This window comes from Streptomyces sp. CB01881, from assembly GCF_002953255.1.
GTDB lineage: Bacteria > Actinomycetota > Actinomycetes > Streptomycetales > Streptomycetaceae > Kitasatospora.
This window is the reverse complement of record NZ_CP026498.1, coordinates 7,017,060-7,043,719: the sequence shown is the minus strand read 5'-3', so window position 1 is coordinate 7,043,719 and position 26,660 is coordinate 7,017,060. Positions and strand designations below refer to the sequence as shown.

Annotated in this window: 22 protein-coding genes and 1 pseudogene; 8 read left to right on the top strand and 15 right to left on the bottom strand. The window is 72.4% G+C overall.

Going from position 1 to position 26,660, the window contains the following annotated elements:
- Positions 1-286 precede the first annotated feature (286 nt).
- The 5 genes and pseudogenes from C2142_RS20610 to C2142_RS20590 all read right to left on the bottom strand — a co-directional run bounded on the left by C2142_RS20610 (position 287) and on the right by C2142_RS20590 (position 6,976).
- Entirely contained in the window at positions 287-1,618 is a 1,332-nt protein-coding gene (locus C2142_RS20610) for a hypothetical protein (protein ID WP_148644025.1), read from the bottom strand.
- A 340-nt stretch (positions 1,619-1,958) separates the two neighbouring features.
- Positions 1,959-2,872 (bottom strand): annotated as a pseudogene (locus C2142_RS20605) (IS982 family transposase).
- A gap of 1,284 nt (positions 2,873-4,156) precedes the next feature.
- Complete coding sequence (locus C2142_RS20600) at positions 4,157-5,119, bottom strand: RNA polymerase subunit sigma-70 (protein WP_148644024.1); 963 nt, start codon at positions 5,117-5,119, stop codon at positions 4,157-4,159.
- A 68-nt stretch (positions 5,120-5,187) separates the two neighbouring features.
- Positions 5,188-5,928 carry an SDR family oxidoreductase gene (locus C2142_RS20595; RefSeq protein WP_148644023.1) on the bottom strand — a complete coding sequence of 247 codons (741 nt, stop codon included), beginning with the start codon at positions 5,926-5,928 and terminating at the stop codon, positions 5,188-5,190.
- A gap of 619 nt (positions 5,929-6,547) precedes the next feature.
- Positions 6,548-6,976, bottom strand: a complete 429-nt coding sequence (locus C2142_RS20590; RefSeq protein WP_148644022.1) for a CBS domain-containing protein — start codon at positions 6,974-6,976, stop codon at positions 6,548-6,550.
- A 272-nt stretch (positions 6,977-7,248) separates the two neighbouring features.
- Between C2142_RS20590 and C2142_RS20585 the strand changes: the two genes are divergently transcribed.
- A complete protein-coding gene (locus tag C2142_RS20585; RefSeq protein ID WP_148644021.1) occupies positions 7,249-7,677 on the top strand; it encodes a DUF5994 family protein in 429 nt (142 codons plus the stop codon).
- A gap of 125 nt (positions 7,678-7,802) precedes the next feature.
- Complete coding sequence (locus tag C2142_RS20580) at positions 7,803-9,071, top strand: GNAT family N-acetyltransferase (RefSeq protein ID WP_148644020.1); 1,269 nt, start codon at positions 7,803-7,805, stop codon at positions 9,069-9,071.
- A gap of 241 nt (positions 9,072-9,312) precedes the next feature.
- On the opposite strand, the gene C2142_RS20575 is transcribed toward C2142_RS20580, so the two are convergent.
- From C2142_RS20575 to C2142_RS20560, 4 genes are all read right to left on the bottom strand, one after another.
- Positions 9,313-10,413, bottom strand: a complete 1,101-nt coding sequence (locus C2142_RS20575) for a CU044_5270 family protein (RefSeq protein WP_148644019.1) — start codon at positions 10,411-10,413, stop codon at positions 9,313-9,315.
- Complete coding sequence (locus C2142_RS20570) at positions 10,410-11,045, bottom strand: RNA polymerase sigma factor (RefSeq protein WP_148644018.1); 636 nt, start codon at positions 11,043-11,045, stop codon at positions 10,410-10,412. The genes C2142_RS20575 and C2142_RS20570 overlap by 4 nt, the downstream gene beginning before the upstream one ends.
- 277 nt (positions 11,046-11,322) lie before the next feature.
- Positions 11,323-11,940, bottom strand: coding sequence for a LysE family translocator (locus tag C2142_RS20565; protein ID WP_148644017.1), 618 nt, complete (start codon positions 11,938-11,940; stop codon positions 11,323-11,325).
- Positions 11,937-13,475, bottom strand: coding sequence for a DUF885 family protein (locus tag C2142_RS20560; protein ID WP_148644016.1), 1,539 nt, complete (start codon positions 13,473-13,475; stop codon positions 11,937-11,939). The genes C2142_RS20565 and C2142_RS20560 overlap by 4 nt, the downstream gene beginning before the upstream one ends.
- A gap of 115 nt (positions 13,476-13,590) precedes the next feature.
- On the opposite strand from C2142_RS20560, the gene C2142_RS20555 reads away from it, so the two are divergent.
- Positions 13,591-15,099, top strand: coding sequence for a PLP-dependent aminotransferase family protein (locus tag C2142_RS20555; RefSeq protein WP_206670992.1), 1,509 nt, complete (start codon positions 13,591-13,593; stop codon positions 15,097-15,099).
- A 113-nt stretch (positions 15,100-15,212) separates the two neighbouring features.
- Here C2142_RS20555 and C2142_RS20550 read toward each other — a convergent pair whose 3' ends face one another.
- Positions 15,213-15,725, bottom strand: a complete 513-nt coding sequence (locus C2142_RS20550; RefSeq protein WP_148644014.1) for a PadR family transcriptional regulator — start codon at positions 15,723-15,725, stop codon at positions 15,213-15,215.
- Positions 15,726-15,816: 91 nt separating this feature from the next.
- Between C2142_RS20550 and C2142_RS20545 the strand changes: the two genes are divergently transcribed.
- The gene (locus C2142_RS20545) at positions 15,817-16,371 is read left to right on the top strand and encodes a hypothetical protein (RefSeq protein WP_148644013.1); all 555 of its coding nucleotides are present in this window, start codon (positions 15,817-15,819) and stop codon (positions 16,369-16,371) included.
- A 136-nt stretch (positions 16,372-16,507) separates the two neighbouring features.
- Here the strand turns inward: C2142_RS20545 and C2142_RS20540 are convergent, their stop codons facing one another.
- Positions 16,508-17,956 carry a PLP-dependent aminotransferase family protein gene (locus C2142_RS20540; protein WP_148644012.1) on the bottom strand — a complete coding sequence of 483 codons (1,449 nt, stop codon included), beginning with the start codon at positions 17,954-17,956 and terminating at the stop codon, positions 16,508-16,510.
- Here C2142_RS20540 and C2142_RS20535 point away from each other — a divergent pair.
- The 3 genes from C2142_RS20535 to C2142_RS20525 all read left to right on the top strand — a co-directional run bounded on the left by C2142_RS20535 (position 17,955) and on the right by C2142_RS20525 (position 21,475).
- Entirely contained in the window at positions 17,955-19,190 is a 1,236-nt protein-coding gene (locus C2142_RS20535) for an aminotransferase class V-fold PLP-dependent enzyme (protein WP_148644011.1), read from the top strand. The two genes, C2142_RS20540 and C2142_RS20535, sit on opposite strands and share 2 nt — an antisense overlap.
- Complete coding sequence (locus C2142_RS20530; protein ID WP_148644010.1) at positions 19,187-20,539, top strand: MFS transporter; 1,353 nt, start codon at positions 19,187-19,189, stop codon at positions 20,537-20,539. The genes C2142_RS20535 and C2142_RS20530 overlap by 4 nt, the downstream gene beginning before the upstream one ends.
- A 75-nt stretch (positions 20,540-20,614) precedes the next feature.
- Positions 20,615-21,475, top strand: coding sequence for a hypothetical protein (locus tag C2142_RS20525; RefSeq protein ID WP_148644009.1), 861 nt, complete (start codon positions 20,615-20,617; stop codon positions 21,473-21,475).
- Positions 21,476-21,508: 33 nt separating this feature from the next.
- Here C2142_RS20525 and C2142_RS20520 read toward each other — a convergent pair whose 3' ends face one another.
- The 4 genes from C2142_RS20520 to C2142_RS20505 form a co-directional block, all read right to left on the bottom strand.
- Positions 21,509-21,937, bottom strand: a complete 429-nt coding sequence (locus C2142_RS20520) for a DUF2871 domain-containing protein (protein WP_148644008.1) — start codon at positions 21,935-21,937, stop codon at positions 21,509-21,511.
- A gap of 193 nt (positions 21,938-22,130) precedes the next feature.
- Positions 22,131-23,075 carry an AraC family transcriptional regulator gene (locus C2142_RS20515; RefSeq protein WP_148644007.1) on the bottom strand — a complete coding sequence of 315 codons (945 nt, stop codon included), beginning with the start codon at positions 23,073-23,075 and terminating at the stop codon, positions 22,131-22,133.
- 207 nt (positions 23,076-23,282) lie between these two features.
- Positions 23,283-24,209, bottom strand: coding sequence for an NADP-dependent oxidoreductase (locus C2142_RS20510; RefSeq protein WP_148644006.1), 927 nt, complete (start codon positions 24,207-24,209; stop codon positions 23,283-23,285).
- A 143-nt stretch (positions 24,210-24,352) separates the two neighbouring features.
- Entirely contained in the window at positions 24,353-24,982 is a 630-nt protein-coding gene (locus tag C2142_RS20505; RefSeq protein WP_148644005.1) for a TetR family transcriptional regulator C-terminal domain-containing protein, read from the bottom strand.
- Positions 24,983-25,144: 162 nt separating this feature from the next.
- Between C2142_RS20505 and C2142_RS20500 the strand changes: the two genes are divergently transcribed.
- Complete coding sequence (locus C2142_RS20500; protein ID WP_148644004.1) at positions 25,145-26,566, top strand: amidase; 1,422 nt, start codon at positions 25,145-25,147, stop codon at positions 26,564-26,566.
- The last annotated feature ends 94 nt before the right edge of the window (positions 26,567-26,660 follow it).

Below are 26,660 nucleotides of genomic sequence, written 5' to 3'. Positions count from 1 at the left end.
AGATGGGGCATATTTTCACCTTCATTCGAAGGATTCTATGGACTGCGACGTTCCGCCTGTTCTTCGGGGCATCCGCGATCCAGCCAATTCCCGCCACAGGAGCAGGTCAGCCCGGTCGTTGAGGCTTCGAATTCCTGTGGCACGACAGGGGCATCGGAAGGAGAGTCACGCACATCGACGATCACGTTCCGCCGCCTCACCACCCGCACGAAAAAGCGCCCGACTCCCAAAACGGTTGCCACCATTAGACCTCCGAGGAATTCAGGCAGCGCACTCCTTAGGATATTCACCTCGCCACCCCTGTGTCCGTACCCACAGCGGGTGCTGAACGGACCAGGTGGCGACTCCCCAACCTCTTGAGCTTTTTCCGAACACGCTCGCCGAACGCGGCCGGATCGCCCTCACCAGCCTGCTCCGCCGCTTGAGTCCAGGTCACGCGACTCGAACCGTAGACGGCAGCTACAGCAGCTTCGGATGGCTTCAGTGACCGCAGGACAGCAAGGACCCGGGCGTCCTCCAACTCACTGAAGAACAACTCATCCTCGGGACGGCAGTGATCAGTGATGATGTCCCGCAGTGCAACCCCCTCCGCCACTGGGTCATCCAGCAAGCGCAGCCTCCTGCCACGAACTTTACGCTCCCAGAGCGGCTGTAGATGTCGATGCTCTGAGTGTGAGTGGCGCAGAAGTAGGTCCATGACCTCTGAGTCATCACCCAAGTGCGCTCCCAGAGCGTCGACCCAGTTACCAAGTAGTGCCATCTCGACAGACTCACGCCATTGTTCCGGCTTACTCAAGCCAAGCCAGGACCGACTGAAATCGTCCACTGCTACCGAGTCACCCTCAATGGCGGCGTTGCGGGCAACAAGTGCTGCCATGAGAGCCTCGCGAGCCGGAGGAGCAAGCGGGCTTTGAATCTGCTCGGCGAGTGTGAGCAGTACTTCGGCAATGAAGTTCACAGGTGAATGTCGAATGTCAGTCCGCTCTTCCTCTTCCCCAATCGCCTTGCAGAGAGCAATTGTGACTGCCCAATAGAACTGCATGGGCTCTTCCGCATCGACGTCCACAGCACTATCTGCGAGACCCCGCTTCCTCCAGGAGTTAGCCGCAGAGCGGAGATCGTCAACGAAAGCACCTCGCCTTCGTCGCGCCTCCTCGTCGCTGGCCGGTGCGTCCTCGACGACAGCCGCCATCGCCTGGAGCCGCTCGACCACCCTGGAGGCCGTCGGCAGCGGCTGAGCGGCCCACAGGCCGCTGTGGGCCACCTTGGGCTCCAGCAGCAGGTGGCGCGCGCGCTTTACAGCTGAACGGTTCCCAGCTCGACAGGCCGAGTGCCCGCGGAGGAGGCAACTAGAGCAGAGGTAGCGAAGGTAGGCGTTCCTGTCCAGCAGCTGCACTTGCGCATGCCGGACGCGCTGGATCATCTGCAGGGCCAGCTCTTCGGCCGCACCGCACTGGCTACCCAGAGAAGGCCTAAAAGACTCGACGGGGCGGGACGACCGGCCTTGAGCGCTAGCCAGAGACTCGCGCACAACCTCCATCAGCACGGTGTTGAGCGCGTCAAGCGTCCTGGCATCCGTCCGACCGATGTCGAGGTCAGAGTAGAACATGAGGGCCATGCATGCTCCTGTAGCTATTGTGCGCTGACGTTTGCTACCTCTCGGCCCGGCACAGGACAGAACCGGCAATGAATCTCCAGGCATTCAAGGTGACATGGGTCACATTGCTGCTCCTTGATGTACTCGCCAGATCCGGCCAGCGGCCACCGACCACGAGGATCCACCTTGCCGTGGACAAGCGTTGTCAGCCATGCGCTCACCCCCAGCCAGGCGAATAAGGTACGGCCAACGACGCAGCGAGGCAGGCGGGTAGGCGCCGCAAGCGGCCATCTTCCCTGGTGCAGCGACGACCTGTAAGGACGCGGCACTAGATGAATGAGTCCAAGGGGTGTCGTCGCGATCAGTGATCGAAGGCGACCAGGGATCGCTTGACGGGTTGGCCGGTCTGGTCGTTCAGCCAGATCGCGGCGGTCAGCGCCAGGATCCGGGACAGGACCCGGATCATCACTCCGGCCGGAGTGTGCCCGCCGTGTTGTTCCAGGTTGAGCTGCCCTTTGAAGGTCTGGTTGATCGACTCGATGACCTGCCGCAGCGGCTTGAACAGGTGCGCTCCGGCCCGTTCGGGTTCGCCCTTGCGGGCCGGACGCAACAACGTCGGGTGACGCTCGGTGACGTCGTGCTCGAAGTCGCGGCCGTAATAGTTCTTGTCGCCGATGATCGTCTGCCTCGGATGGGTGGCGGCGACGTCAGGCGCGGCGTCGAGCATGTCCTGCAGCGTTTCGCGTTCGTCGGCCTTTGCACCGGTGAGCGCGAACAGGACGGGCAGCCCGCCCAGGGTGCAGACCAAGTGCAGCCGCAGGCCCCAGAAGTACCGCGAATGCGACGCGCAGTAGCCGTACTGGGCCCAGCCAGCCAGGTCCGAGCGCTTGGCGGTCTCGCGGGAGCAGCCGCAGCCGACCGGGGTGGAGTCCACCACCCACACGTCGTCGCTCCACAGTGAGGTGTCCTGAGCCAGCATCCTGATCATGTGCTTGGCCAGGGAGCATGCCGCCCTCAGGCGCTTGTTGTAGCCGGACTGCTGAGGCAGGTAGGGGAACAGGTGGCGGAAGTCGCGGTGCGCGCGGCGGAGCCAGCGCCGCTCGGAGGTGTAGCCGAGCAGCGCCGACATGACCGCCAGGGTGACCAGCTCGGCGCCACTGAGCGTAGGCGCGATCCCGACCGCGGACGCCACGGAGCGAGTTCCGGAGAAGCCTTCAGGGCGTCATCTACCTTGACGTAGAGTGCAGTTGCGAGGGTGTCTATGTCGGTCGTCACAAACTGACCATGGACGCCCTCGCTCCATGTCCGCAGGCGAACCCTTGGACTCAGTCATCTAGTTTGCAACCGTGACGTAGCGAGCAGGATCGCTGCGATCCCTGCTACGTCCTGAGAGGTGCTGTTTGAAGCCGTTACGCGGCGAGTCACGTTCCAGGAAGCCCGCGAGTCGACGTGGCGAGGACATGCTCCGCGCTGTGCTCTCGAAGGCACCCGCCGAACAGCGGAAGCTCGCCGATGGCCGAGATACAGCGGCCGTTCTCATCGGCATGGTCCATGAATGGGGCGAGATCCGCGGCGGCAAGGTCTGGTGTGAGATCACTGGCGGTAGGTGGGCCCACTTGTCCGACGACTCATGGGTCATCGGCGACTACCGTCCACTCGGTCTGAGTGCGGACATATGCGCGGTCAGCGATCACGCGGTGGGACGAACCTTCGCTTCCGGATACCAGAAAATGGTCTCTTGCAGCGTGCCTCCGGTGTCCTACTGGAGCGTCATCACCACGCTGGAGGACGTCGTACCTGTCATGCTCGCTGTCCTAGACCGCGAACTGACCGGCGCGATCGCGTGCCTCGATTGGTATCTCCAGACACCATGCTCCCCCAGGCTCTGCCCACACCACCCAAACGGCGATGGCCCGCCAATCTGTGGCTCGGCTACCTGCGCAGACGCCTCACCCGATAGCCCTTGCGACTGTGTCTGCGGGGGCGAGAATCATGGCATCGGTAGGGCTGCAATCCATACCGCACGCCCTGAGGCGCCCGACTGGTCCACCGCACCAGCACCGTTGTGGCAGCCTGGCTTCGGCACCGTTGAGGTGGATCCGACGCACCGCCGGATTGCTGGGCGTAGCCCGTTCAGCCGGCACGGCACTCGCGTACGTGCCCCCTCAGTCGCGTGGACCGGCACGGTGGAAGATACTCCAGCGGGTCGCAGCTGAGCACCACCTGGTCTCAGTTTTGGTCTCATTCAGCCCCGTCCAACCGGGTTCAGAGCTACGCCCATGGATCGCTCCGGCGCAGGTCAGGACGGGTGTGAACCCCGGCGGACAGCGTTCGGGAGAATTGGAAAGCGTGTTGGGAGCAATCCCTCACGAGTTCGAATCTCGTATCCTCCGCCGGCAGAAGGCCCGGACCGCACCAGCGGTCCGGGCCTTCGTCGTATCGACGATGACCCGGGTTGAGTTGAGCCGAGTGCGGCGACCCGTTGCTCCGCGAGTACCCGTCCGGTGCGCCGATTAAGCGAACCCGGCCCCGGCCCCGGCGGGCCCAGGAGAGCGCATGTCAGCGGACTTCGAGGGGGCGGGCAGTGAAGGTCGCCACCAGGGCCGGGTCGTTGAAGGCGGTGATCCGGGCGATGCGGCACCCGCGCAGGGTCAGGACCTGGATGCCGTACGGCTCGTACCGGCCGTCGCCCGTGTGATGGTGGACGATGAAGGCGGGCTGGCCGTTGGCGCGGGTGGGCGTCATCCGCCACCGGTCCGGACGCAGGACGCGGACGGACAGGAAGCCGAGGACGGCTTGGCGGCCGGTGAACCAGGTCGGGGTCGGCGGCATCTCCATCTCGACATCGGCGCGGAGCAGGTGCACCAGGGCATCGGGGTCGGCGCGAGTGAAGGCGTCGACGTAGCCGTCAAGGAGCCCGCGCCAGATCTGCTCGTCCGGCTCGACCAGGTCATCTGCGACCGGTCCGGCGTCGGCCAGGCGGGCGCGGGCGCGGCGGAGCGCGCTGTCCACGGCCGCGACGGTCGTGTCCAACACCTCCGCCACCTCGGCCGTACGGAACCCGAGCACGTCGCGCAGGGTCAGCACGGCGCGCTGGCGGGCGGACAGGTACTGCAGTGCGGCGATGAAGGCGAGGCGAACGCCCGTCCGCGCGGCCACGACCGTCGCCGGGTCGTCGGCGCCGAAGCGAGCGTCCGGCGCCGGCTGAAGCCACTCCACCGTCGGCTCGCGGGGAGCCACCGTTACCCGGTGGTCGTCCGAGGGCGCGCCCAGCCCTGACGGCAGGGGCCTGCGCTTGCGTGTCTCCAGTGCCGTCAAGCAGGCCATGGTGGCGATCCGATACAGCCACCGCCGCACCGAGGAACGGCCCTCGAAGCCGTCGAACCCACGCCACGCCCGAAGGTAGGTCTCCTGTACCAGGTCCTCAGCGTCATGGATCGAGCCGAGGATCCGGTAGCAGTACGCGAGCAGTTCCGGCCGGAACGGCTCGGTCAGAGCGGAGAACTGGCTGTTCGACGGCATCGCGGATCCTCCTAGGAGTGCGGCGGGCCAACTGTAGGCGGGGGTGCGCGGCGGGGCGGGGCGGCGGCTCAGCCGATCGGGCTCAGACCTTCGCCACCGAGCTTGTACTCCGGACCGCTGTCCGGGTTCCCGGCGAGCTCCACCACGGCCTGGCCGACCTGCTCCAGGGTGAGGATCGGCTGCCGCCCCGCTACGAAGGTCTCCCGGTCGACGCCCACCCGCGCGGCGTAGCCCGTGACCGCGACGTCGCCCACCCCGCCGACCGGGGTCATGTTCGGCAGCACCGTGACGAACCGGATCCCCAACCCGGCCCGGCCCGACTCCTCGGCACCGTACTGGCGCAGGTACCGGATGGCAGCCTTGGCGCCGGCGTACCCGCCGCTGAGCGGTGAGCCGGCCAGAGCGGCCCCGCTGGACATCGACAGGACCAGGCTGCCCGGCGCCAACGGCTCCCGCAGCGCCGCCCCGGTCCAGGTGAACACGTGTCGGGTGTCGACCTCCCAGTTGCGACTGAAGGTCTCCCAGGTCTGCTCCTGCACGGGCGCCATGTGCGGCGTGGCCCCGGCATTGAGGACGAGCAGACCCGGGTGGTGCCTGCGGATCACCTCCGCGGCGAGCGCTTCGTCGGTGGCGTCGGCGGCGACGGGCGTGAAGCACTCGCCGAGGTCGTCGTGGACGCCGCGCAGCTCCTGCCCGTCGCGGGCGATACCGATGACGTGGGTTCCCCGGGCGACGAGCGCGGCGGCGATCGCACGCCCGAATCCGCGGCTGGCACCGGTGACGACGGCGGTCTGAACGGGATCTGACATCAGAGACTCCACAGTGCTGGTCGGATGCGGTACCTATCCAGACCAGCGGCGGGCGAAAAAACCGTCGCCCTCACGGAAAGATCTTTTGGCGCATCGCGGGCGGATCGTGCCGCCGCCCGGATCAGGCCGTCGTGGCGTGCCAGACCTCGCGCAGGCCGGGGACGGGTTCGCGGTCGGCACGCCTGACCGGCTCCGGCGACGACTCAGCACAGCGGGCTCGCCCGTACCCGAACTGGCCCTGCACCCCGGCTCGGGCGCCACCAACTCTATTCGTGCGGTCCCTTCACGGTGCCCCTACCAGGGAAGACGTTCTGACCCTGGTTGCAGTCTTGGTTGCATTCACCCCCGTCCGGCACCGTCCACAGCCACACTGACGGGTCACTCCGCCGCAGGTCAGGACACCTACGGATACTCCCGGACAGCCGGACGAACATTTGGAAAGCGTGTTGGGAGCAATCCCTCACGAGTTCGAATCTCGTATCCTCCGCCGGCAGAAGGCCCGGACCGCACAGCGGTCCGGGCCTTCGTCGTATGCGGCCCCGGTTCTGGCCCCAGTCGGTCCGGCCGCTTTCCGACCGCTCTCCGGTCTCCGGCCGGGCAGCGGGGTGCACCGGCTGCTTCACGGAGTCGGCGCTACGGCGAGCAGGCCGGTGGCGCGGTCCGCGGTGATGACGCCGAGAAGGTAGCCGTCCTCGTCGACGACGGGCCAGACCGCCAGGTGCTTGATCCGCATCGCGATCGCGGCCAGGGCCAGACCCATGGTCGGCCAGGCGAACGGACCGCGCTGGTGCGAGGTGGCACTGATCGTGGTGCGCTCGGTGCACAAGGGGCGGTCCAGGGACGGGTGGAGCCCGATGCGGGTGACCAGCCCCTCGCACCGGCCGTCGTGGTCACGGACGAGCAGGTACTCGACGTCGGAGCCGCGGAAGATGTCGTTGGCCTGGTCGACGGTGCTGTCGTCGGCTATCGCGTAGCCGCAGGGGTCCATGGCGTCGGCGACCGTGAGGCCGTGGCCGGGCCGTGCCGACTGCGGGGAGTGAGTGGTCACGGTGGTCACCGTTCCCGTCTCCGGCCGCCCGCTGGGGACTGCCGGACTGTCCACCCAGAACGAAGCCGGAACAGGTACCGGGATGCGGGGTGCCCTGGATCCCTTCGAGCCTACTCCCGTGGCGGGCCGCCGCCGGAAGACCGCTGCGGAGTAGCGTGGGAGACAACCGAGGACATTCCGCACACCGGCATCAGCGCCGACGTCGCCCTGGGTCGTGACGGGTCCCTCGCGGACCGGACGGGCGGCTTCGCATGATGCCGATTCCTTTCCCGGTGTCTTCCTCCTCCGGGCCGTGGTCGGTGCCCGGCAGCCCGTTGCTGCCGCGGCTGGAACTGGAGCCGACGATGTCGCGGGAGGGCGTCTTCGACGGCGCCTGGTGGCCCCGCTCGAACCGCGTCCTCGCCGAACTGCCGGACCTGATCACCGCACTCGGCGCCCACTTCGGGCGCATCGTCCGGGTCGGCCTCGACACTTCGGCCTGGGACGTCGTGCCCCGGTCCGTCGCGGCGAACGGCCTGGTGATCAGGATCAACTGGTTCACCGGCAGCGACGCGACGATCAGCGTCACCCGGGGATTCCAGGACCACTTCCTGCTCCTGGTGGTACCGCCCGGGACCGCCCCGGCGACGGCCGCCTCTGCGATGGCCGGCGCCTCCGCGACCGGAAACCACACCCCGGCGGCAGAACTCCTGCTCGGCTGAGCGGCCCGGCACCGCCTGCCGGACCTCCGGCGCGAACCGGCCATGGCCGCTCGTCCGGGCGGGCGACCGCACCGGGACCGACCGATGATGGAAGTCCAGGGGTGCGCGACGTTCGAGAGCGGCGTATGGCTGTTTGGCATGTGCGGGACTTCACGCCGGACGACCTCGAAGCGATGGTCCGGCTCGATGCCGAGAGCGCCACCACGGATCGCGCCGCCGTCTTCCGCCTCGCCGACGTGGTCGCGGCGTTGCAGGCGCGGGATCCGAGCGTCGTCGTGGTGGCCGACGGGCATCTCGTGGGCGCGGCGGTGGGCCGGGTGGACGGGGAACGGGCATGGGTGCTGCGCATCGCCCTGCACCCCGCCTGGCGGAACCTCGGCATCGGCACCGCCCTGCTGTCCGCGTTGGAGCATCGTCTGCGGGACGCCGGCGCCAGGATCGTCGCAGCGCTGCTGCCCGATGGGGAGACCGGTGCCACCGCACTGGTCAACTCCGGATTCCGCCCCCACCGGGGGCTCACGTACTTCGAGAAGTCCGAGACCGTCAGCGCCGAGGGCGCCACGGTCCTGGCGATGCTGGGCGCGGTCATGCCCGAAGCCCGTCTCTGGGAGCGGCTCACGGGCATGGCCGACGAGAAGCGGCTCATCGAACGACGCCTGGTGCTGCCCCTGGCGAACCCCGAGCTGGCGGACGCCCACGGAGTGGAACCGCCCCGCGCTGTCGTGCTGTTCGGCCCGCCGGGCACGGGCAAGAGCAGTTTCGCCAAGGCCGTGGCCGGTCGGCTCGGCTGGCCGTTCGTCGAGATCTTCCCCTCCCGGCTCGCATCCGGGGACGGGCTGGCCACCGGACTCGGCCGCCGCTTCGAGGAGGTGGCGCGGCTCGACCACGTTCTGCTCTTCATCGACGAGGTCGAGGAGGTCGCCGGTACGCGCAGCCTCGCCGCCCCCGCGTCGGTCGGCGTGGTCAACGAACTCCTCAAGTCGATCGTGCGGTTCCGCGACCGCGACGGCCGGCTCCTCGTCTGTGCCACCAACTCGGTGGCCGCCCTGGACCCGGCGTTCCTGCGCCACGGCCGGTTCGACTACGTCCTGCCGGTCGGGCCACCCGACTCCGTGGCCCGCGACGCGCTGTGGGCCGGCTACACGGCGAAATCGGGTACCGCCGCCGACACCGCGGTCCTCGCCGAAGCCAGCGAGGGCTTCACTCCGGCCGACATCAGGCAGGTCGCCATGGCGGTCGCCCAGAGCACGTTCGAACGCACGCTGGACACGGGGGAGCGGACCCAACCCAGCACCCGGGACTATCTGGACGCCATCCACCGCACCCGTCCGACCGTTTCCGAGGAGATGGCCCAGGAGTTCGCCGACCAGGCGATCCGCTACGGGCGCGTCTGAACGGGCAGCCCCCGCCCTTCCGCGGTGTCCGGGTTCCGCGGTGTCCGGGTTCCGCGGTGTCCGCCCGAAGCTCCGGGCAGAAGACCCGGGCAGAAGCTCCGGGCAGCTGACCCGGCCGTCGCGACCACGCCGGGTGCGGACCGGACCGGGCGCAGCCCCCGCGGTGGTTGCGGTTGCCTCCGCCTCCGCCCACCGCCGTGCAGAGCCCGGACCGTTCCGTCGGCCCGGGCCTTCGCCGTCTTCAGCTCCGGGTGGGCGTTTCCTTGATCCGGTCGACGACCGCACGCGTCATCACGGCCTGGGTGAACACCACCGTGCCGGGCTTGATCAGGCCGTGCTCGCCGGACTCCCCCTCGACCTGGACGGTGCGCTCGCCGAGGAACGCGAGGGTCGTGCTGTCGAAGATCCATTCGGTGCGCCGGCCGGAGGTGTCGTCCAGGCGGGCGACCGCGACCCCGTGCCGGCCGGCGGCGTCGACCGCGTCGTCGACCGTGACCACGCCGGGGATCTTCGCCGCGGCCTTGTAGAGCGCGACCGTGAGAGCGGCCGGCGGGTAGCTCCCGCCCAGGAGGTCGCCGATGGTGGTGAACGCCTCCTGGTCGGGGGTGCGGCCCTTGCCCCGGGTCTCCTCGTAGATCTTCCGCAGCAGTGCGTCCGGGTCGGTGGGCAGGGTTGCGAGGTAGTCGTACGTGGGCGCGTTGAGGTTCGCCGTCGGGGCCTGGCCCGTCTCGGTGGGCCCCGCCAGGGTGATGCCCTCGGGGCCGGTGACACCGCGCTCGATCAGCCAGCCCTTGGTGCCGTCCGGGGAGCTCCAGGTCTCGCGCTGGTGCAGTTCGTCGCTGACCAGGGTGCTCTTGCCGTGGTCGGTCCTCACGTGGGTGCCGGCCGACTTCGAGCCGATGTAGACGAACTGGTTCTCGCGCACCGGCGACGGGCCCGGGACGGCCGTGCTGGCCAGGGAGATGCGGTCGAGGAGCTGCGGGGCGCCCTTGGGGTCGGCGGCGCCGATCCGGGTGGTCAGCAGCGGGCCGGTGGCGAGGCCGGTGCCGTGGTCCGTGGCGTCCCCGGGGCCGAGGAAGTGGACGCCGGTCCCGATCGTGGCGGCCAGGACACAGGCGGTCGCGGGCAGGAGGACGGCGCGGCGCAGGAACGGGCTGCGCGGCCTCGTGGTGCGGGTCGGCCGCGCGGGGACGGCGGTCCGGAGGTCTTCGTGGATCCGGGTCATGAGGCGCTCCTTGTGGAACTGGTGGCGGCCCGCCGGCAGTTCCCGCTCCACGGACGGCAGGAGGTGCTCGGTCTCCTCCCACTCGGCCGGGTGGGGCTGGGAAAGGTTGGCGTTCATCGGATTCCTCCCTGTGCGGGCCGGACCGCGTTCGCACGGTCGCCATGTGTCTGTCGGGGCCGACCGGCGGGTTCCCGTCTGTTCCTCTTCAGTTCCGCGTCGGCGAGCTTGCGCAGCTTCGTGCGGGCGCGGGACAACCGGGAGCGGACGGTGCCGACCGGAACGCCGAGGACCTGGGCGGCCTGGACGTACTCCAGGCCCTCCCACAGGCACAGGACGAGGACTTCGCGCTCGGGGCGCCGCAGCGCGCTCAGCTGCGCCAGCGTGACCGCGATGCGCTGCCGGTCGTCGAGCCGGCCGGCCACCTCGTCGGCGTGGTCGGGAACGGCTGCCGGTGCCGCCGCGGCGGCTGCGGCCGCGGCCCGGTAGCGCCGGTTGCCGCGGCAGTGGTTGCGGGCGAGGTTGGTGGCGACGCCCAGCAGCCACGGCCGGAGCGAGCCACCCTCGGGCTCCACCGTGCCGCGCAGCCGCCACGCCTCCATGAAGGTCGCCGACATGACGTCCTCCGCGACGGACCAGTCGCCGGTCAGCCGGAAGGCGTGGTTGTAGACGGTGCGGGCGTAGCTGTCGAAGAGCTCCGCGAAGGCGTCGGGATTCCCGGCCCGCACCCGGGATCGCATCTCTGTGGTCACTCCTGTCGGCTGTCCGGCATCACGGGTCGGGTTCCCGTGACGCGCGCCACAGTCGGCCCTCCGGGCAGGTGCCGCACCTCCTGTGGCCACCCGCCTCGATCTCGGTCCCGGTCTCGCTCGTCGCTGTCCACGCCGGCCCATCCTCCCGGAGGGCCGTCAGGACACCATCAGGACACCGCAGGTCAGGACGAGTGGCGGGCACCCCTGGGAAGGACGCCGCCCCGAAGGGCCGGCCCGCCCCCCGCGCGGGCCGGGCCTTCGGGACGGGTCGTGGGGGTCAGAGGGCCCCGGTGGCCGCCGCGGTGGCGAGGAGAAGGTAGACGGCCGCCGCCGGGTACTTGAGGCGGACGCCAGCGCTGCGGAGGCGAGCGCTCAGGGCCGCGCCGGCGAAGGCGTAGCAGAGGTCCAGGGCGAGGGCGATGAACAGGAAGACCGTGCCGAGGCCGAGCATCCGTGCCCGGGCCGCGCCCGTGCCCAGGCCGGACGGCAGGAACTGGGGCAGGAAGGCCACGAAGAAGAGGATCACCTTGGGGTTGAGGAGGTTGACCAGTACGCCGTCGCGGTAGATCCGGGCCGGTCCCGCTGCGGCGGGCGCAGCGCCGGCGGCCGCGGCGTCCGTCCGGCTCGTCAGGGTCCGGACGCCCAGCCAGGCGAGGTAGCCGGCACCCGCGTAGCGCAGCACGGCGAAGGCCGCCGGGGACTGGGACACCAGCGAGGCCAGGCCGAGCGAGGCCGCCAGCACGTGGACGAGCGTGCCGGTCTCCACTCCCAGCGCGGAGACGACGCCCGCGCGCCGGCCCTCGTGGACGCTGCGCATGACGATGTAGAGGAGGTTCGGGCCGGGAAGCAGGATCAGGACGAGCGACGCGGCCACGAAGGCGGGCAGCGAGGTCATCCGCGCTCCAGCGCGGTGTCCAGGAGCCCGAGCGGCGGGGCCCCGAGGCCGAGCAGGGCGGCGTGGAAGCGGGGCAGCGAGAAGCCGCCGCCCCACTGCTCGCGAGCCCGCCGGCGCGCGTCTACGACGGCGAACTTGCCCCAGGTGTAGCGCCCGTAGGTCGGGTCGAAGAGTCCGCGCCGGGCCTCCTGCTGCGCGGCGGGGCCGGCGAGCGAGACGTCCTCGGTGAAGCGCGCGGCCGCGTCCGCCACGGTCATCTCCCCGCTGTGCAGCCCGATGGCGCAGGCGAAGCGGGTCACCCGCCGCAGTGCGTCGACGGCCACGGCCACGGCCACCCGCGCGTCGCCGCCGCGGAACCCCTCCTCCAGCGCCAACTCCTCGCAGTAGTGGGCCCAGCCCTCGATGAAGGCCTCGGAGTGGAGCGTGCGGCGCACGTCGCTGCCGGCCCGCCGCAGGGCCCGGAAGTGGCTCGCGTGTCCGGGCGCGACCTCGTGGATGGCCATGTTCGGCATGGCGGTCCGGTTGAACCCGGTGGCCAGCCACTGCTCCGCCTCCGTCGCGCTCCACCCGGTGTCGGGCAGCGAGACGTTGAAGTGGCCCGGTGCGTCGGGCTCGTAGGGCGCGGCACCGGAGAGGCCGGCCAGCGCGCGGCGCTGGGAGGCCGGCATCGGCCGCACCCGGACCTCCACGTCGTCGTACGGGGTGAGCCGGTGATCGGCGGCCCAGGCGACCACCTCCTTCACCAACTCCTCGAAGGAGTCGAGGACTTCGTCGGCGGCCGGATGGTCGGCCTGGAGCCTGCGCAGGGTTTCGGAGGGCTCGGCGCGGGAGTCGATGCGCCGCAGCGACTCGTCGCGCAGCACCACCAGCCGGTCCCGTTCCGCGGCGGCCCTGGCCGCCAGCCCGCCGAGGTCCACCTCGCAGGCCTCCGCCGAGCCGAGCAGGCGGGCGAGTGCGCCCTCGCCGAGGGCGCCGGACGCCGGTCCCGATGCGGCGGCCTGCTCCAGGTGGCCGAGCAGCCGGTCCAGCGCCTGCCCGGCGGCGGCGTGCACCGGGCCGCCCCGCGGGTCGAGGAAGGCCGCGAGTCCGCGGGCGAGCGGCAGCGTGGCCCCGGCCAGCGGCGCGGGCACCCGGTCCAGCGCCTCGACGGCCGCGTCCACGGCGGACGGCCAGCCACGCAGGTGGGTCAGGCGCGCCGCGGCCCGCTCGGCGTCCGGGGCGTACTCGCGGTCGTAGCCGGAGAGGTCCAGGTTCTCGATGTGCCAGAGCGGGTTGACCCGGTGCAGTTCCAGCTCGCCGAAGCGCACCCGGAGGGCGTCCTCCACGGCGGACGCGTGCGCCTCGTCATGGGGGTCCGGGTACGGCCGGGCGTCCGCCGGTCCACCCAGTGCGGCGAGGCCGCGGCGGACGCCGTCCGGCGAGAGGTCCTGGAGGACGCCGTCGTACTCGTGCCGCCCGGCGCCCTCGCGCGCGGTCGGGACCTGGAGGTCGCAGATCGCCCGGAGCCGGGCGTCGAACGGGTCGGGGAACGTCATAGGGAGGCCTTCCAGTGGTGGACGGGCGTGGTGGACGGGCGCTGCGGTCTCGCGGTGCGCCCTCGCCTAGCCTCGGTGCTGTCGAAATCGATCACCCGAGCCAATGGGGGCGGAAGTGGACCGGATTGAGGACCCGTCGGACCCGGCCGGGCTGATCGAACTCCTCGGCGACTGGACCTCGGGCCCCGGACCCCGGTACCGCAGCCTCGCCGCCGCGGTCGCCCGCGCCATCGGCACCGGGGACCTCCGCCCCGGCGAGCGGCTCCCGGCCGAACGACGGCTCGCCGACGCGCTCGCCGTCAGCCGGGCCACGGTGGTCGCCGCGTACGACGCGCTGCGCGTCTCGGGGCTGGTGGAGAGCCGCCGCGGCAGCGGCACGCGGGTCGTCCGGGCGGGCGGCCCCACCCTGGCGCCCGCCGACGGGCGACTGCGCGGCAACCGGGCCGGATCGATCGTCCAGCGGCTCCTCGACCGGCCGGACGACGTCATCTCGCTGGGTCGCGCCGCCGAGCCGGGCGGGCCCGATCTGGGCGCCGCGCTGGCCGAGTTGGTACGCGAGGACCTGCCCGGCCTGCTCGGCGACGCGGGGTACCACCCGGCCGGACTGCCCGTGTTGCGCGCGGCCGTCGCCGCTCACCACACCGCGTTCGGGCTGCCGACCACGCCCGACCAGGTGCTCGTGACGAGCGGGGCGACGCAGGCGATCGGCCTGGCCGCCCAGCTGTTCGTCGGGAGGGGGTCCACCGTCCTGGTCGAGTCCCCCGGCTGGGCGGGCTGCCTGGACGTGTTCCGGGCCGCCGGCGCCCGCCTGGCCGGCGTGGGGATCGACGACGACGGCATCCGGATCGACGGACTGGCCGCCGCGCTGGCCGAGCACCGGCCCGCCCTGCTGTACGTGATGCCGACGTACCAGAACCCCACCGGCGTCCTCATGTCGCAGGGGCGTCGGCACCGGGTGGCCGAGCTGGCCGCCGCTCACGGTGTCACCGTGCTGGAGGACAGCGCCCACGAAGCCGCCCTCGCCCCCGGACGGACGCCCGCGCCGATCGCCGCCGCCCCGGCCGCCGGGGGCGCCGGGGGCACCGGGGCCGCGGTGCTCACCGTCGGTTCGCTGGCCAAGGCCGTCTGGGGTGGGCTGCGGATCGGCTGGCTCCGTGCACCGCGGCCCGTCGTCGAGCGCGCCGCCCGGCTGAAGGCCCTCGCCGACCTCGGCAGCCCGCTGCTCGACCAGGCCCTCGCCGCGAGGCTGCTCCCCCGGCTGCCCGGACTCGCCCCCGCCCGCGCCGAACTCCAGCGGCAACACCTCACCACCATGGGGGACCTGCTCTCCCGGGAGCTGCCCGGATGGCGCTGGCGGCAGCCGGACGGCGGCTCAGTCCTGTGGATCGAGCTGCCGGGCGGTGCGGACGCCCGGGTCTTCACCCAGGTGGCGCTGCGCCACGGCGCGGAGGTCGTCCCGGGCGCCGCGCTGGACGTGACCGGCGCGCACGACCACTACCTCCGCCTCCCGTGCTCGTTCCCCCCGCGGACCGCCGCCGAACTGGTCGGGCGGCTCGCCGGCGCCTGGGCGGAGTTCTCGTCCTCCGGCGGCGGAGAGGGCGGACACCCGCGCCGCGGCGCGTGACCCGCGGACCCGCGCGCAGCGACGGCGGGGCGGCCCGGTCCCCGGGGCGTCCTCGTCCCGGCCGGGCGGTGAGCGCCGGTCCGTGGCCACTCCGGCCGTCAACCGCCCGGCGGCTACCGGATCTGGCCGGCCGCCCACTCGGCCCACTCGCGGCGCATCGCGTTGAACCGGAGGCCGTACTCCAGGGCGATCCGGCCGTAGACGGAGAGCTGGTCGCCGCCCCAGTCGATGGAGTCGGCCAGTGCGCGCAGGTCCTCGTTCCCCCGGTCGGACAGCTCAACCAGTCCGGTGAGGTAGGCCCGCGCCTGCTCGGGGGTGAGCACGCCGAGGAAGAAGACCCTCAGCAGGATGTCGCTGCGGGTGTTGCGCTGCGGGGTGGTCTCGGTCAGCCAGTGCCGCAGGTCGGCCAGCCCTTCGGCGGTGAGGGTGTACTCCTTCCGCCCGCGCGGGCCCTCCGCCGTGACGCTGATCAGTCCGGCGTCGGCGAGCCTGGACAGCTCCGTGTAGATCTGGCTCTGGGTGGCGGGCCAGACGTCGGCCAGCGAGGTGTCGAAGCTCTTGAGCAGGTCGTACCCACTGGCCGGGCGATCGGACAGCAGTCCGAGGAGGGCGTATCGGAGGCTCATGCGGACCATCTTACCTTCCACTATTGACATGTCACTCGTGCAATGTACAGTTCAGACCTGTCAGACATGGAATGTTGAGGGGGACTTCCGGATGTCGTACGTGCGCACCTTCCTTCCGTGGATCATCTTCGCGGTGCTTCCGTCCGGGCAGTGGCAGTGGGCCTCGCTGGCCGCGCTGGTGGTGGCGGTGGCACTGATCGCCCAGCAGCGCCGGGCCGGGGCCGGCTTCGACGCCCTGATCATCGAGCTGGGCTCGGCGGCCTACTTCGCGGCCCTGGCGGCGGTCGCCTTCGCCGACCCGCAGTCGGGCGTGCACGACTACTCGGCGGCCCTGTCCTCGGCCACCCTGGCGCTGATCGCCGGGGTCTCCCTGCTCATCGGCAAGCCGTTCACCCTGGGCATCGCCAAGCGCACCACGCCCCAGGAGGTCTGGGGGCTCAAGCCGTTCATCCGGACCAACGTCGTCATCACCGCCGTCTGGACGGGGGCCTTCGCCGCCACGGCCGCCGTGCTCGCGGTGTTCGCCCACGCCGGCCAGGGCCACTCGACGGCCGCGACGCTCACGCAGGTCGCCGGCTTCGCCCTCCCGATGGTGTTCACCGTCCGCTACGTCGCCGCCGTGCAGGCGAAGGCCGGCCCGAGCTGACCACCCGGCCCGCAGGCCGGCCACCCCGCCCACGCCGCCCCGCCCACGCCCAGCCTGATCCGGCCCCAACGGTCACGGCCCCCAACGGTCACGGCCCCCAGCGGTCACAGCCCCCAGCGGTCACGGCCCCCGGCGGTCAGCCCCCCAGCGAGCGGACCGCGCCGGCCAGGCGGCGGGCGGCCTCGGTGAGCTCCGCGGGGTCGGCGGCCGCCGCGAAGCCGAGGCGCAGGTGGGCGCTCGGCGGCTCGGCCGGGAAGTAGCGGTGGCCGGCGTTGACCGACACCCCGTACGCCCCGGCCGCATCGGCGACCACGGTGTCGGTGACGGCGCGGTCGGTGAGGGCCGGCGGCAGCCGCAGCCACAGGTGGAGTCCGCCGGCCGGGCTGTCGGCGAGCGGCCAGTCGGCGAGTTCGCGGGCCAGCGCGTCCTCCAGGGTGGTGCGGCGGTCGCGCAGGGCGGTGGCCAGTGTCCGCAGGTGACGGTCCCAGGCGGGCGTGCTGAGCAGTTCGACGGCCGCCTCCTGGAGCGGGCGGGCGATGAAGAAGTCGTCCACCCGCCGCATTGCCTGGAGCCGGCGCATGACCGGGCCGCGGGCGATCAGCGCGCCGATCCGCAGGCTGGGCGAGGCCGGTTTGGTGAGCGAGGTCAGGTGGACCACCGTGCCGTCGCGGTCGTCGGCCACCAGCGGGCGCGGCACCGGGCGGCCGTGGCCGAGGTGGCGGGCGAAGTCGTCCTCGATCAGGAACGCCCCGGCGGCGCGGGTCACGTCGACGACCTGGCGGCGGCGCTCCGGTGCGAGCACGGTGCCGGTCGGGTTGTGGAAGGTCGGCTGGCAGTAGAGCAGTCGTGCCCCGGTCATCGCGAAGGCGTCGGCCAGCAGATCGGGGCGGATGCCGTCGTCGTCGATCGGCACGGGCACCGGCCGCAGGCCTGCCGCGCGGGCGGCGGCGAGCGCCCCGGGGTAGGTGGGCGACTCGACGAGCACCGGGCTGCCGGGTGCGGCGATGGCGCGGAACAGCATCGACAGCGCCGCCTGGCCGCCGCCCGTGACGAGCACGTCCTCGGGGCCCACGCCGCCGCCCGCCTGCCGGGCGAAGATCGCGCGCAGCGGCGCCAGGCCTGCGGCGGGCGCGCGGTGCCAGGCGTCGGGCCTGCGGGCGGCGCGGGCCAGGGCCGCACCGAGCGCCCGGGTGGGCTGGAGGTTCTCGTGCAGGTAGCCGCCGGAGAGCGCGATGGTTCCGGCGGGCAGGGGTCCTGACGGTCCGTCGGTCTCGGCCGACGCGGCGCCGTGGTCGGCGCCCGGGTCGTGCTCCCGTCCGGCCAGCGCGACCGCCTGCCAGGAGGTGTCCGGAGCGCCGCCGCCGTGCCTGGCCCGGCGGGCGGCGACGTAGGTGCCGCTGCCGGGCCGGGTGACCACCGCGCCCTCGGCGGCCAGCAGGGCGATCGCACGGGACACGGTGACCGGACCGACGCCGTGACGGGTGATCAGGTCGCGGCTGCTGGGCAGCCGGTCGCCGGGAGCGAGCGCTGCGATCTCCGTGCGGAGGATCGTCACCAGCGCGCCAATACTGCTACTGTCAGACATGAAGATACAGGATAGCGCTTCTGAGCCAGCGTCGGAACCGCTTCTCGACCCCGCCGCCCTCCGCGCCGACACCCCGGGCTGCGACTCGGTGATCCACTTCAACAATGCCGGCTGTGGCCTGATGGCCCGTCCGGTGCTGGGCGCGATGCTCGACCACCTGCGCCTGGAGGCCGCCATCGGCGGCTACGAGGCCTCCGCCGCCCGGACCGCCGAGGTGGCCGACTTCCACGCCGCGACCGCCGAACTCGTCAACACCCGCCCCGGCAACATCGCCTTCGCCGGCAGCGCCACCCACGCCTACGCCAAGGCGCTGTCCGCGATCGACTTCCGGCCGGGCGACGTCGTGCTCACCACCCGCAACGACTTCATCTCCAACCAGATCGCCTTCCTCGCCCTCCGCCGGCGTCACGGCGTCGAGATCGTGCACGCCCCCGACCACCCGGACGGCAGCGGCGTCGACGTCGGGGCGATGGCCGCGCTGATGCGCGCCCGCCGCCCGCGCCTGGTCGCCGCCACCCACGTGCCGACCAACTCCGGCCTGGTCCAGCCGGTGGCGGAGATCGGCCGCCACTGCCGTGAACTCGACCTGCTGTACCTCGTCGACGCCTGCCAGTCGGTCGGCCAGCTCGACGTCGACGTCGAGCGGATCGGCTGCGACCTGCTCACCGCCACGTGCCGCAAGTTCCTTCGCGGGCCGCGCGGTTCGGGCTTCCTCTACGTCTCGGACCGGGCGCTCGCGGCCGGGTACGAGCCGCTCTTCATCGACATGTACGGCGCCCGCTGGACCGGGCCCGACAGCTACCGGCCGGTGGACACGGCGGCCCGCTTCGAGGAGTGGGAGTTCCCGTACGCCACCGTCCTCGGCAGCGCCGCCGCCGTCCGCTACGCCCTGCGGGTCGGCATCGGACCCGTCGCCCGGCGCACCCCGGCGCTGGCGGCGCGGCTGCGCGAACAGCTGGCCGGCGTCCCCGGGGTGCGGCTGCTCGACGGCGGCCCGGCACCGGCCGCCCTGGTCACCTTCGCGATCGAGGGGTGGCGGCCGCAGCCGTTCAAGGCCGCGATGGACGCGCGCGGCATCAACTCGGCACTCAGCTTCCGGGAGTTCGCGCACTTCGACTTCGCCGACAAGGATGTGGAGTGGTGCCTGCGGCTGTCGCCGCACTACTACAACACCGAGGACGAGGTCGACGCCGTCGCCGCGACCGTCGCCGAGCTGGCGGGGAGCGCCCGATGACCGACGCTCCGGCCGGGTCCGGCGCCGCCGGAACCGCCGGCACCGCGCAGTCGGCGCCCGCCGCCGCGGCGGCGGCGGAGCCTGAAAGCCTCTGGCGCAACCGCGACTTCCTGACGTTCTGGCTCGGCGAGACGGTGTCGCTGCTCGGCACCCAGATCACCAACCTCGCCCTGCCGCTGACCGCGATCCGCGCCTTCCACGCCACCGACGAGCAGGTCGGCCTGCTCCGCTTCCTCCAGCTCGTGCCGTACCTCGGGCTGGCCCTGCTGATCGGGGTCTGGACGGACCGGGTACGGCGCCGGCCCGTCATGCTGGGCGCCAACCTCGTCCGGCTGGTGCTGCTCTCGCTGGTCCCGCTGCTCTACTGGTGGGACGCCCTCGACCTGCCCGTCCTGCTGGTGATCGCCTGCGCCGTCGGCGTCGCGTCCGTGGTGTTCGACGTGAGCTGGATGTCGTACGTGCCGGTGCTGGTCCGCGACCCCGGGCACTACGTCGAGGCGAGCGCCAGGATGGGCACCAGCTCCTCCGCCGCCGACGTGGCCGGTCCCGGGCTCGCGGGCGTCCTGGTGTCGGCGCTCTCCGCCCCGGTGGCCCTGGTCGTGGACGCCTGCTCGTACGCGGTGTCCGTCGTCTCGCTGCTGCTGATCCGCACCCCCGAGCCGCGCCCCGAGCCCGCGGCCGAGCGGCACCTGCTGCGCGAACTCCGGGACGGGCTGGGGTGGGTCATGGGCAGCGGGGTGCTGCGGGCCCTGGCGCTCATCGGCTTCTGCTGCAACTTCTCCATGGTCACCGTGTGGACGATGTTCCTCCTCCACGGCACCAACGACCTCCACCTCACCTCGACCACGCTCGGGGCGGTCTTCGCGACCGCCTCGGTGGGCGGGTTGATCGGCGCGCTGGTCTCCCGCAGGGTCATCGCGCGCTTCCCGACCGGCCGCGTCTACCTGGTGGCCCAGTCGGCGCTGCTGCTCGGGCCCACCCTCATCGCCCTGGCCGCCGGGCCCCGGCCGGTGATGGTCTCGATGTTCGTGCTGTCCTTCTTCACCACCTACCTGGGCCTGGGCGTGGCGGGCGTGGTCATCGTCAGCCTGCGCCAGGCGCTGACCCCGCAGTCGATGATGGGGCGGATGACGGCGGCCTTCCGGACGCTGCTGTTCGGCGGCGGCGCCCTCGGCGGCCTCTCCGCCGGCCTGCTCGCCGGCCGGATCGGCGCCGAAGGCGCACTGAGGGTGGCGGCGGCCGGCTCCGCCCTCGTCGTGATCGGGCTGGTCGTCTCCCCGGTGAGCCGGCTGAGGAGCATGCCCCTGGCCCCGCCCGAGGAACCCCGGGCCGCCGGCGCCGGCGGGTGACCGCGGTACGGCGGCCACCTGCGGCAGGGCGGCGTCCGTTGCGTAGGCTGGCGGCGAGCCCCGAGGAGATGCGCCATGCCCGTCCGCCCCAGCCTCCTGTTCGTGACCGATCTCGGCTACCAGGCCCGGGGGCGGCGCTACTGCGACGAGGACGTCTTCCTGACCTCCCGGCTGCGCGAGGACTTCGACCTCGCGCTGTGCCACCCGCTGGACGCCGCCGCGCTGATGGACGGCTTCGACGCGGTCGTGGTCCGCAACAGCGGCCCGGTGCTGCACTACCAGCGGGAGTACGACGCCTTCCGCGACCGGGCCGTGGCCCGCGGCACCCGGGTCTACAACCCGCTCTCGGGCCGCGGCGACATGGCCGGCAAGCAGTACCTGCTGGACCTGACCGCCGCCGGGTACCCGGTCATACCCACCGTCGACCGGCCGCAGGACGTGCACCTGCTGCCCGAGGCCGCCGAGTACGTGGTCAAGCCCAGGGCGGGCGCGGACTCCATCGGCCTCGCCTTCGTGCCCCGGGGCGGGCTGGACGGCCTCGTCAACGACGGCGGCCTCGGGCACGACGGCGGCCTCGTCCACGACGGCGTCCTCGTCCAGCCGCGGATCGACTTCCGGTACGAGGTGTCGTTCTACTACGTCGACGACTCCTTCCAGTACGCCCTCCACGCCCCCGACCCCGCCCGGCGCTGGGTCCTCGAACCCTACGAGCCGAGCGGGGACGACCTGGCCTTCGCCCGCCGCTTCATCGACTGGAACACGCTCGACCACGGCATCCAGCGCGTGGACGCCTGCCGGACGCGGGAGGGCGGGCTGCTCCTGGTCGAGCTGGAGGACCTCAACCCCTACCTGTCGCTGGACCTCGTCCCCGAGCCCACCCGCGACGCCTTCGTGGCCGCCATGACGGACTCCCTCCACCGCTTCCTGGCCGGCTGACCCGGCAACCGGCAACCGGCAACCGGCCGGACGTCAGGCCTTCTCGGAGTCCGCGGCCTCCGAGGCCTTCAGCCGCTTGCCGAGGAGGATGAACAGCTGGACGAGGCCGACGGTCAGCACGATGTGGCCGAGGCCGGCTATCAGGGAAACGGCTTCGGGGACGTCGTGACCGAGGACGGTCTGGGTGCCGCGGAACAGCATCGCCGCGACGGTGATCGCGAGGCCCGCGTTGTAGAAGCGGAAGAAGTGGGTGAACAGCCGTTCCCCGGAGAGTCCGAACTGCTTGTCGAGGGCCAGCACGATGAGGAAGACCAGCATGCCGAGGGCCAGCAGGTGGGTGTGGACGACGCCGAGTTGGGTCTCCCCGTGGAAGTCGTTCGCCTTGGTGAGTTCCCGGTAGTACAGCCCGGAGACCACGCCCAGGATCATGTAGACGTGTGCCGCGTTGTAGGCCTTGCGCATCTTCGTTCGCTCCCCGTTGCTCGAAGGTTCGGACCTGTGCCGGGGATCAAGGTAGGGGCGAACGCCCCTCCTGGACAGAGCAATTGGAGGATCCGGCTCGGCCGCCCCGACGCGGCGGGGGAAGGCTGCCCGACGCGGCGGGGGAAGGCTGCCCGACGCGGCGGGGGAAGGCTGCCCGGACGGCTCAGGCGGCTCAGGCAGCCGGGGCGGCGCGGGTGTCGCGTCGGTAGCCGCCGGGGGCCTGGCCGAACTCGCGCTTGAAGGCCTTGGCGAAGGCGTACTCGGAGCCGTAGCCGGCCCGGGTGGCGATGGTGGTGAGCGGTGCCTCGGACTCGCGGAGCAGCCGGGCGGCGGTGGTCAGGCGCCAGCGGGTGAGGTAGGCCATGGGCGGTTCGCCGACGAGGGCGGTGAAGCGGCGGGCGAAGGCGGCCCGGGAGAGACCGACCCGGCTCGCCAGTGACTCGACGGTCCACGGGGTCGAGGGGGTTTCGTGGATGGCGGCGAGGGCCGGGGCGACGGCGCAGTCGCTGAGGGCGGCGGCCCAGCCGGCCGCGGCCACGACGGGCTGGTCCTCGAACCAGGCCCGCAGGATGTACAGGAGCAGTGAGTCGATCAGGGCGGGGACGATGCCCGTCGAGCCGAGCCGGGGGTTCTCCAGTTCGGCGCCGAGGAGTTGGACGGCCGCGGTGAGCTCGGGGTGACGGCCCTGGCCGGTGGACAGGTGGACGACCTCGGGCAGTTGGCGGAGCATCGGGTGCGGGCGGCCCTGGTCCAGGTGGTAGTTGCCGCAGAGGAGGCTGGTCCGGGGGCCGTCGCCGCCGAGGGTGACCGTGCCGATCGGCGTGCTCGGCCGGTACTGGTCGGGCCGTTCCGGTGCGGCCGGGGTGCTGGGGTGGTCGGCGAGGATGTGGCCGCGGCCGTCGCGCAGGAAGACGACGTCGCCGGGGCTGAGGGCGATCGGCTCGTCGTTGCCGGCGCACTCCAGCGGGATCAGCCAGCAGGTGCCGTGCAGCACCACGTGGAAGCCGGCGCCGGCGACCGGGGGCAGGCGCAGGCCCCAGGGGGCGCGGCCCTCGGTGCGGACGGACGTGGGGTTCCCGGTCCGCATCGAGCCCAGTGCCTCGGTCAGGATGTCCATGGTCCGCCCCCGTTCGCCGTGTTCCGTCCCCACCCTAAGGTCCGTCTTCAAACTCCCGTCGTCCGCCCGGAGGGTGGGAGTTTGAAGACGGACCTGAGGGCCGGACTTCGCCCTTCCGCCCGCCTGGTCCGGTGCCGGAGGGGCCCACCCCCGTCGGGCCCCTCCGGCACCTCCCCCCTCCCCCTCACCCGTCCGTCACCGTCCCGCTCAGGCAACGGTGAGGACGACCTTGCCCTGGACCCGGCCGGAGCCGACCAGCTCGTGGGCCTTGCCCGCGTCGGCGAGCGGGAAGGTCTCGGCGACGTGCGGGCGGATCCGGCCGGCGTCGACGAGGGCGGCGATCGCCTCCAGCGACGCGTAGTCGGGCTCGACCGAGACGCCCGCGAACCGCCGCCCGGCCGCCTCGATCTTGGCCGCCAGCTCCTGGTTCCAGTGCTCCATGATGCTGACCAGGGTGCCGCCGGGCCGCAGCACCGACAGTGCACGGGTGCCCTCGGAGGACGAGTCGAAGACGACGTCGACGTCGCGCACCACCTCGGTGTAGTCGGTGATCCGGTAGTCGATGACCTCGTCGGCGCCGAGGCCGCGCACGAACTCGTGCTTGGACTCGCTGGCGAGGGCGATCACGTGGGCACCGCGGGCCTTCGCGATCTGGACCGCGTAGTGGCCGACGCCGCCGGCCGCGCGGTGCACCAGCACCCGCTGCCCCTCGGACAGTTGCGCCGCATCGACCAGGCCCTGCCAGGCGGTGAGGGCGGACAGCGGAAGGGCGGCGGCCTGCACGTGGTCGAGCGTCGCGGGCTTGCGGGCCACCTGCCGGGACGGCACGGCGACGTAGTCGGCGTAGCCAGTGGCGGCCCGCGGGAAGAACGGCATGCCGAACACCTCGTCGCCGACCTTGAACCTGGCCCCCGGGCCGGCCTCCTCGACCACGCCGGAGATGTCCCAGCCGACCCCGTAGGGCGGCTCGCCGAGCAACGGGTAGGCGCCCGAACGGACTGCCACGTCAACCGGGTTGACCCCGCTGGCGTGCACGCGGACGAGGACCTCGCCACCGAGGGGGGCGGGACGCTCGGCCTCGACGAGCTCAAGGACCTCGGGGCCGCCGAAGGACTTCTGGATGACTGCACGCATGGGGGTTCTTCCTTCCGGCTCGTCCGCCCGGCTGCCGGGCGGCTTCTGATGTCCTCAACTCTAGGAAGGCCGGACGAGCCGCTGAATATCCTTCAGTCTTCGAAAGATGTCCGATCGTCTTCCCCGTCGAGCGCCTCGGACGGTCACGCCGGCGGGGGCTGCCGCCCCGCCCAGAGACGGGCCAGATGGGCGTGGAGGACGTCGCCGGCCTCCTGCGGCGTGAGGTGGCCGGCGAGGACGTGCACGGTGAGGCCGTCGGCGAGGGCGAGGACCGTACGGGCCTCTCGCCGTGCGTCCAGGGGCGCGTCCTCCCCGGCGGGTTCGCCGGCGCCCCGGACCGCGCCTTCCTCGATCAGGCGGGCGAACGCGTCCTCCAGCGGTGCGTAGCCGGCCCGCAGGGTCTCGGCGAGCGGCGCGCTGACGACGGCCTGGGCGACGAAGGCGAGCCAGACCCGGGCCTCGGCGCGGTGCTCCTCGCCGAGCAGGGAGACCTCGGCGGCCGCGTGGCCGAGGGCGGTCGCGGCGGACTGGGCCGGGGTGCGGACCAGACGGGCCCGGACGCGTTCACCGATGCGCTCGCCGACGTGGGCGAGCGCGAAGACGAGCATCTCCTCCTTGGTGCGGAAGCAGCGCTGGACGGCCCCCATCGAGATCTGCGCACGGTCGGCGACGTCGCGCACGGTGACGCCCTCCAGCCCGCGCTCGTCGGCGAGGGCGCAGACCGCCTCGGCGATGACGCGGCGCCGCTCCTCGTGGTCCACCTGCCGGGGCATCGGCCGCCTCCTTATTCGATGCGCTCGTATCGGTTCACAGGCTACAGTGAGCGCGTTCCGATACGAGCGCATCGGTACGTGCCCGCGTAGGCAACACGTGCCCGAGTGCGGCAACACGTGCCCGACGTACGGCAAGAGGACGACGAGAGGACGGCAGGGGCGATGCAGGACACCATCTGGACGATGACGGCCGCCGAGCAGGCGGCGGCGGTGCGCAGCGGCGAGGTCTCCGCCGTCGAAGTGGTCGACAGCCACCTGGCCCGCATCGCCGTGGTCAACCCGCAGGTGAACGCGGTCACCCAGCTCCTCGCCGACCGCGCCCGCGAGGCCGCGGCGGCGACGGACCGGCACCGCGCGGCGGGCGGACAGCTGGGGCCGCTCGCGGGCGTACCGTTCACGGTGAAGGAGAGCACCCCCGTCGAGGGCGTGCCGACCACCTTCGGCGTCAAGCGCTTCCGCGACCTGGTGGCGCCGGCCGACGCGCTCCCCGTGGCCCGGCTCCGCGCGGCCGGGGCGGTCCCGATCGGGCACAGCAACATGCCCACCCTGATCCTGTCCGGGATGCACACCCGCAGCGAGCTGTTCGGCGACACCGCCAACCCGTGGGACGCCGGCCGCACCCCGGGCGGGACGAGCGGGGGCGACGCGGTGGCCGTCGCCACCGGCATGGCCGCGCTCGGGCTGGGCAACGACTCCGGCGGATCGGTCCGCATCCCGGCCCAGTTCTGCGGCGTGACGGCGCTGAAGCCCTCCACCGGGCGGTTCCCGGCCGATCGCCGTGTCCTCGGCCCGGACGACCCCGGGCCGGCCACCCAGTTCCTGGTCACCGACGGCCCGTTGGCCCGGAGCGTGGACGATCTGCGGCTCGCCTACGAGGTGCTGGCGGGCAGCGACCCGCGTGACCCGTGGGCCGTCCCGGTGCCCGTCCGCGGCGCACGGCTCCCCGGGCCGGTGAAGGTCGCGGTGGTCGCCGACCCCGGCGGCCACGGCGTCCACCCGGCGGTCCGCGCCGCCGTCGGGACCGCCGCCGAGGCGCTGCGCGACGCGGGCTACGACGTGCGCGAGGTGCCGGACGTGCCGCGGCTGGACGAGGCGCTGGAGGCGTACGACCGGATCACCGTCACCGAGTTCGCCCCGAGCTGGCCGGCCGTCCGCGGGCTGCTCGGCGAGGGCGGGGACCGCTTCATCGGGATGATGATGGAGCGGGTGCGGCCGGCCACCTCCGACGAGCTCGTGAGGCTGATGGGGACCTGGCTGAACATCCGCCGCTCCTGGGCCGAATTCCTGGACGAGTACCCGCTGCTGCTCGCACCGGTGTTCACCGAGCCGCCCGTCGGGCCCGGCCTGGAGTCGCGCGACCGGGCCGGCCGGGACCGGGTCGCCTCGGCGATGCGCCTCTGCTCGGTGACCAGCTTCGTCGGCGTCCCCGGCGTGGCCGTCCCGACCGGGGTGACCGACGGGCTGCCGGTCGGCGTCCAACTCGTCGGGCGCCCGTTCCGCGAGGACCTCTGCCTCGACGCGGCCCAGGCCGTCGAGGACCGGCTCGGCGTGTTCACCCCGGTCGACCCGCGCTCGGCCGCCTGACGCCGGGGTCGCGGCGGCGCGGGCGGCGCGGGCGGCCCGGGGCAAGACGACCCGGGCGCACCGGCCGGCCCGGGCCTGCGCTCCGGGCCGGGGG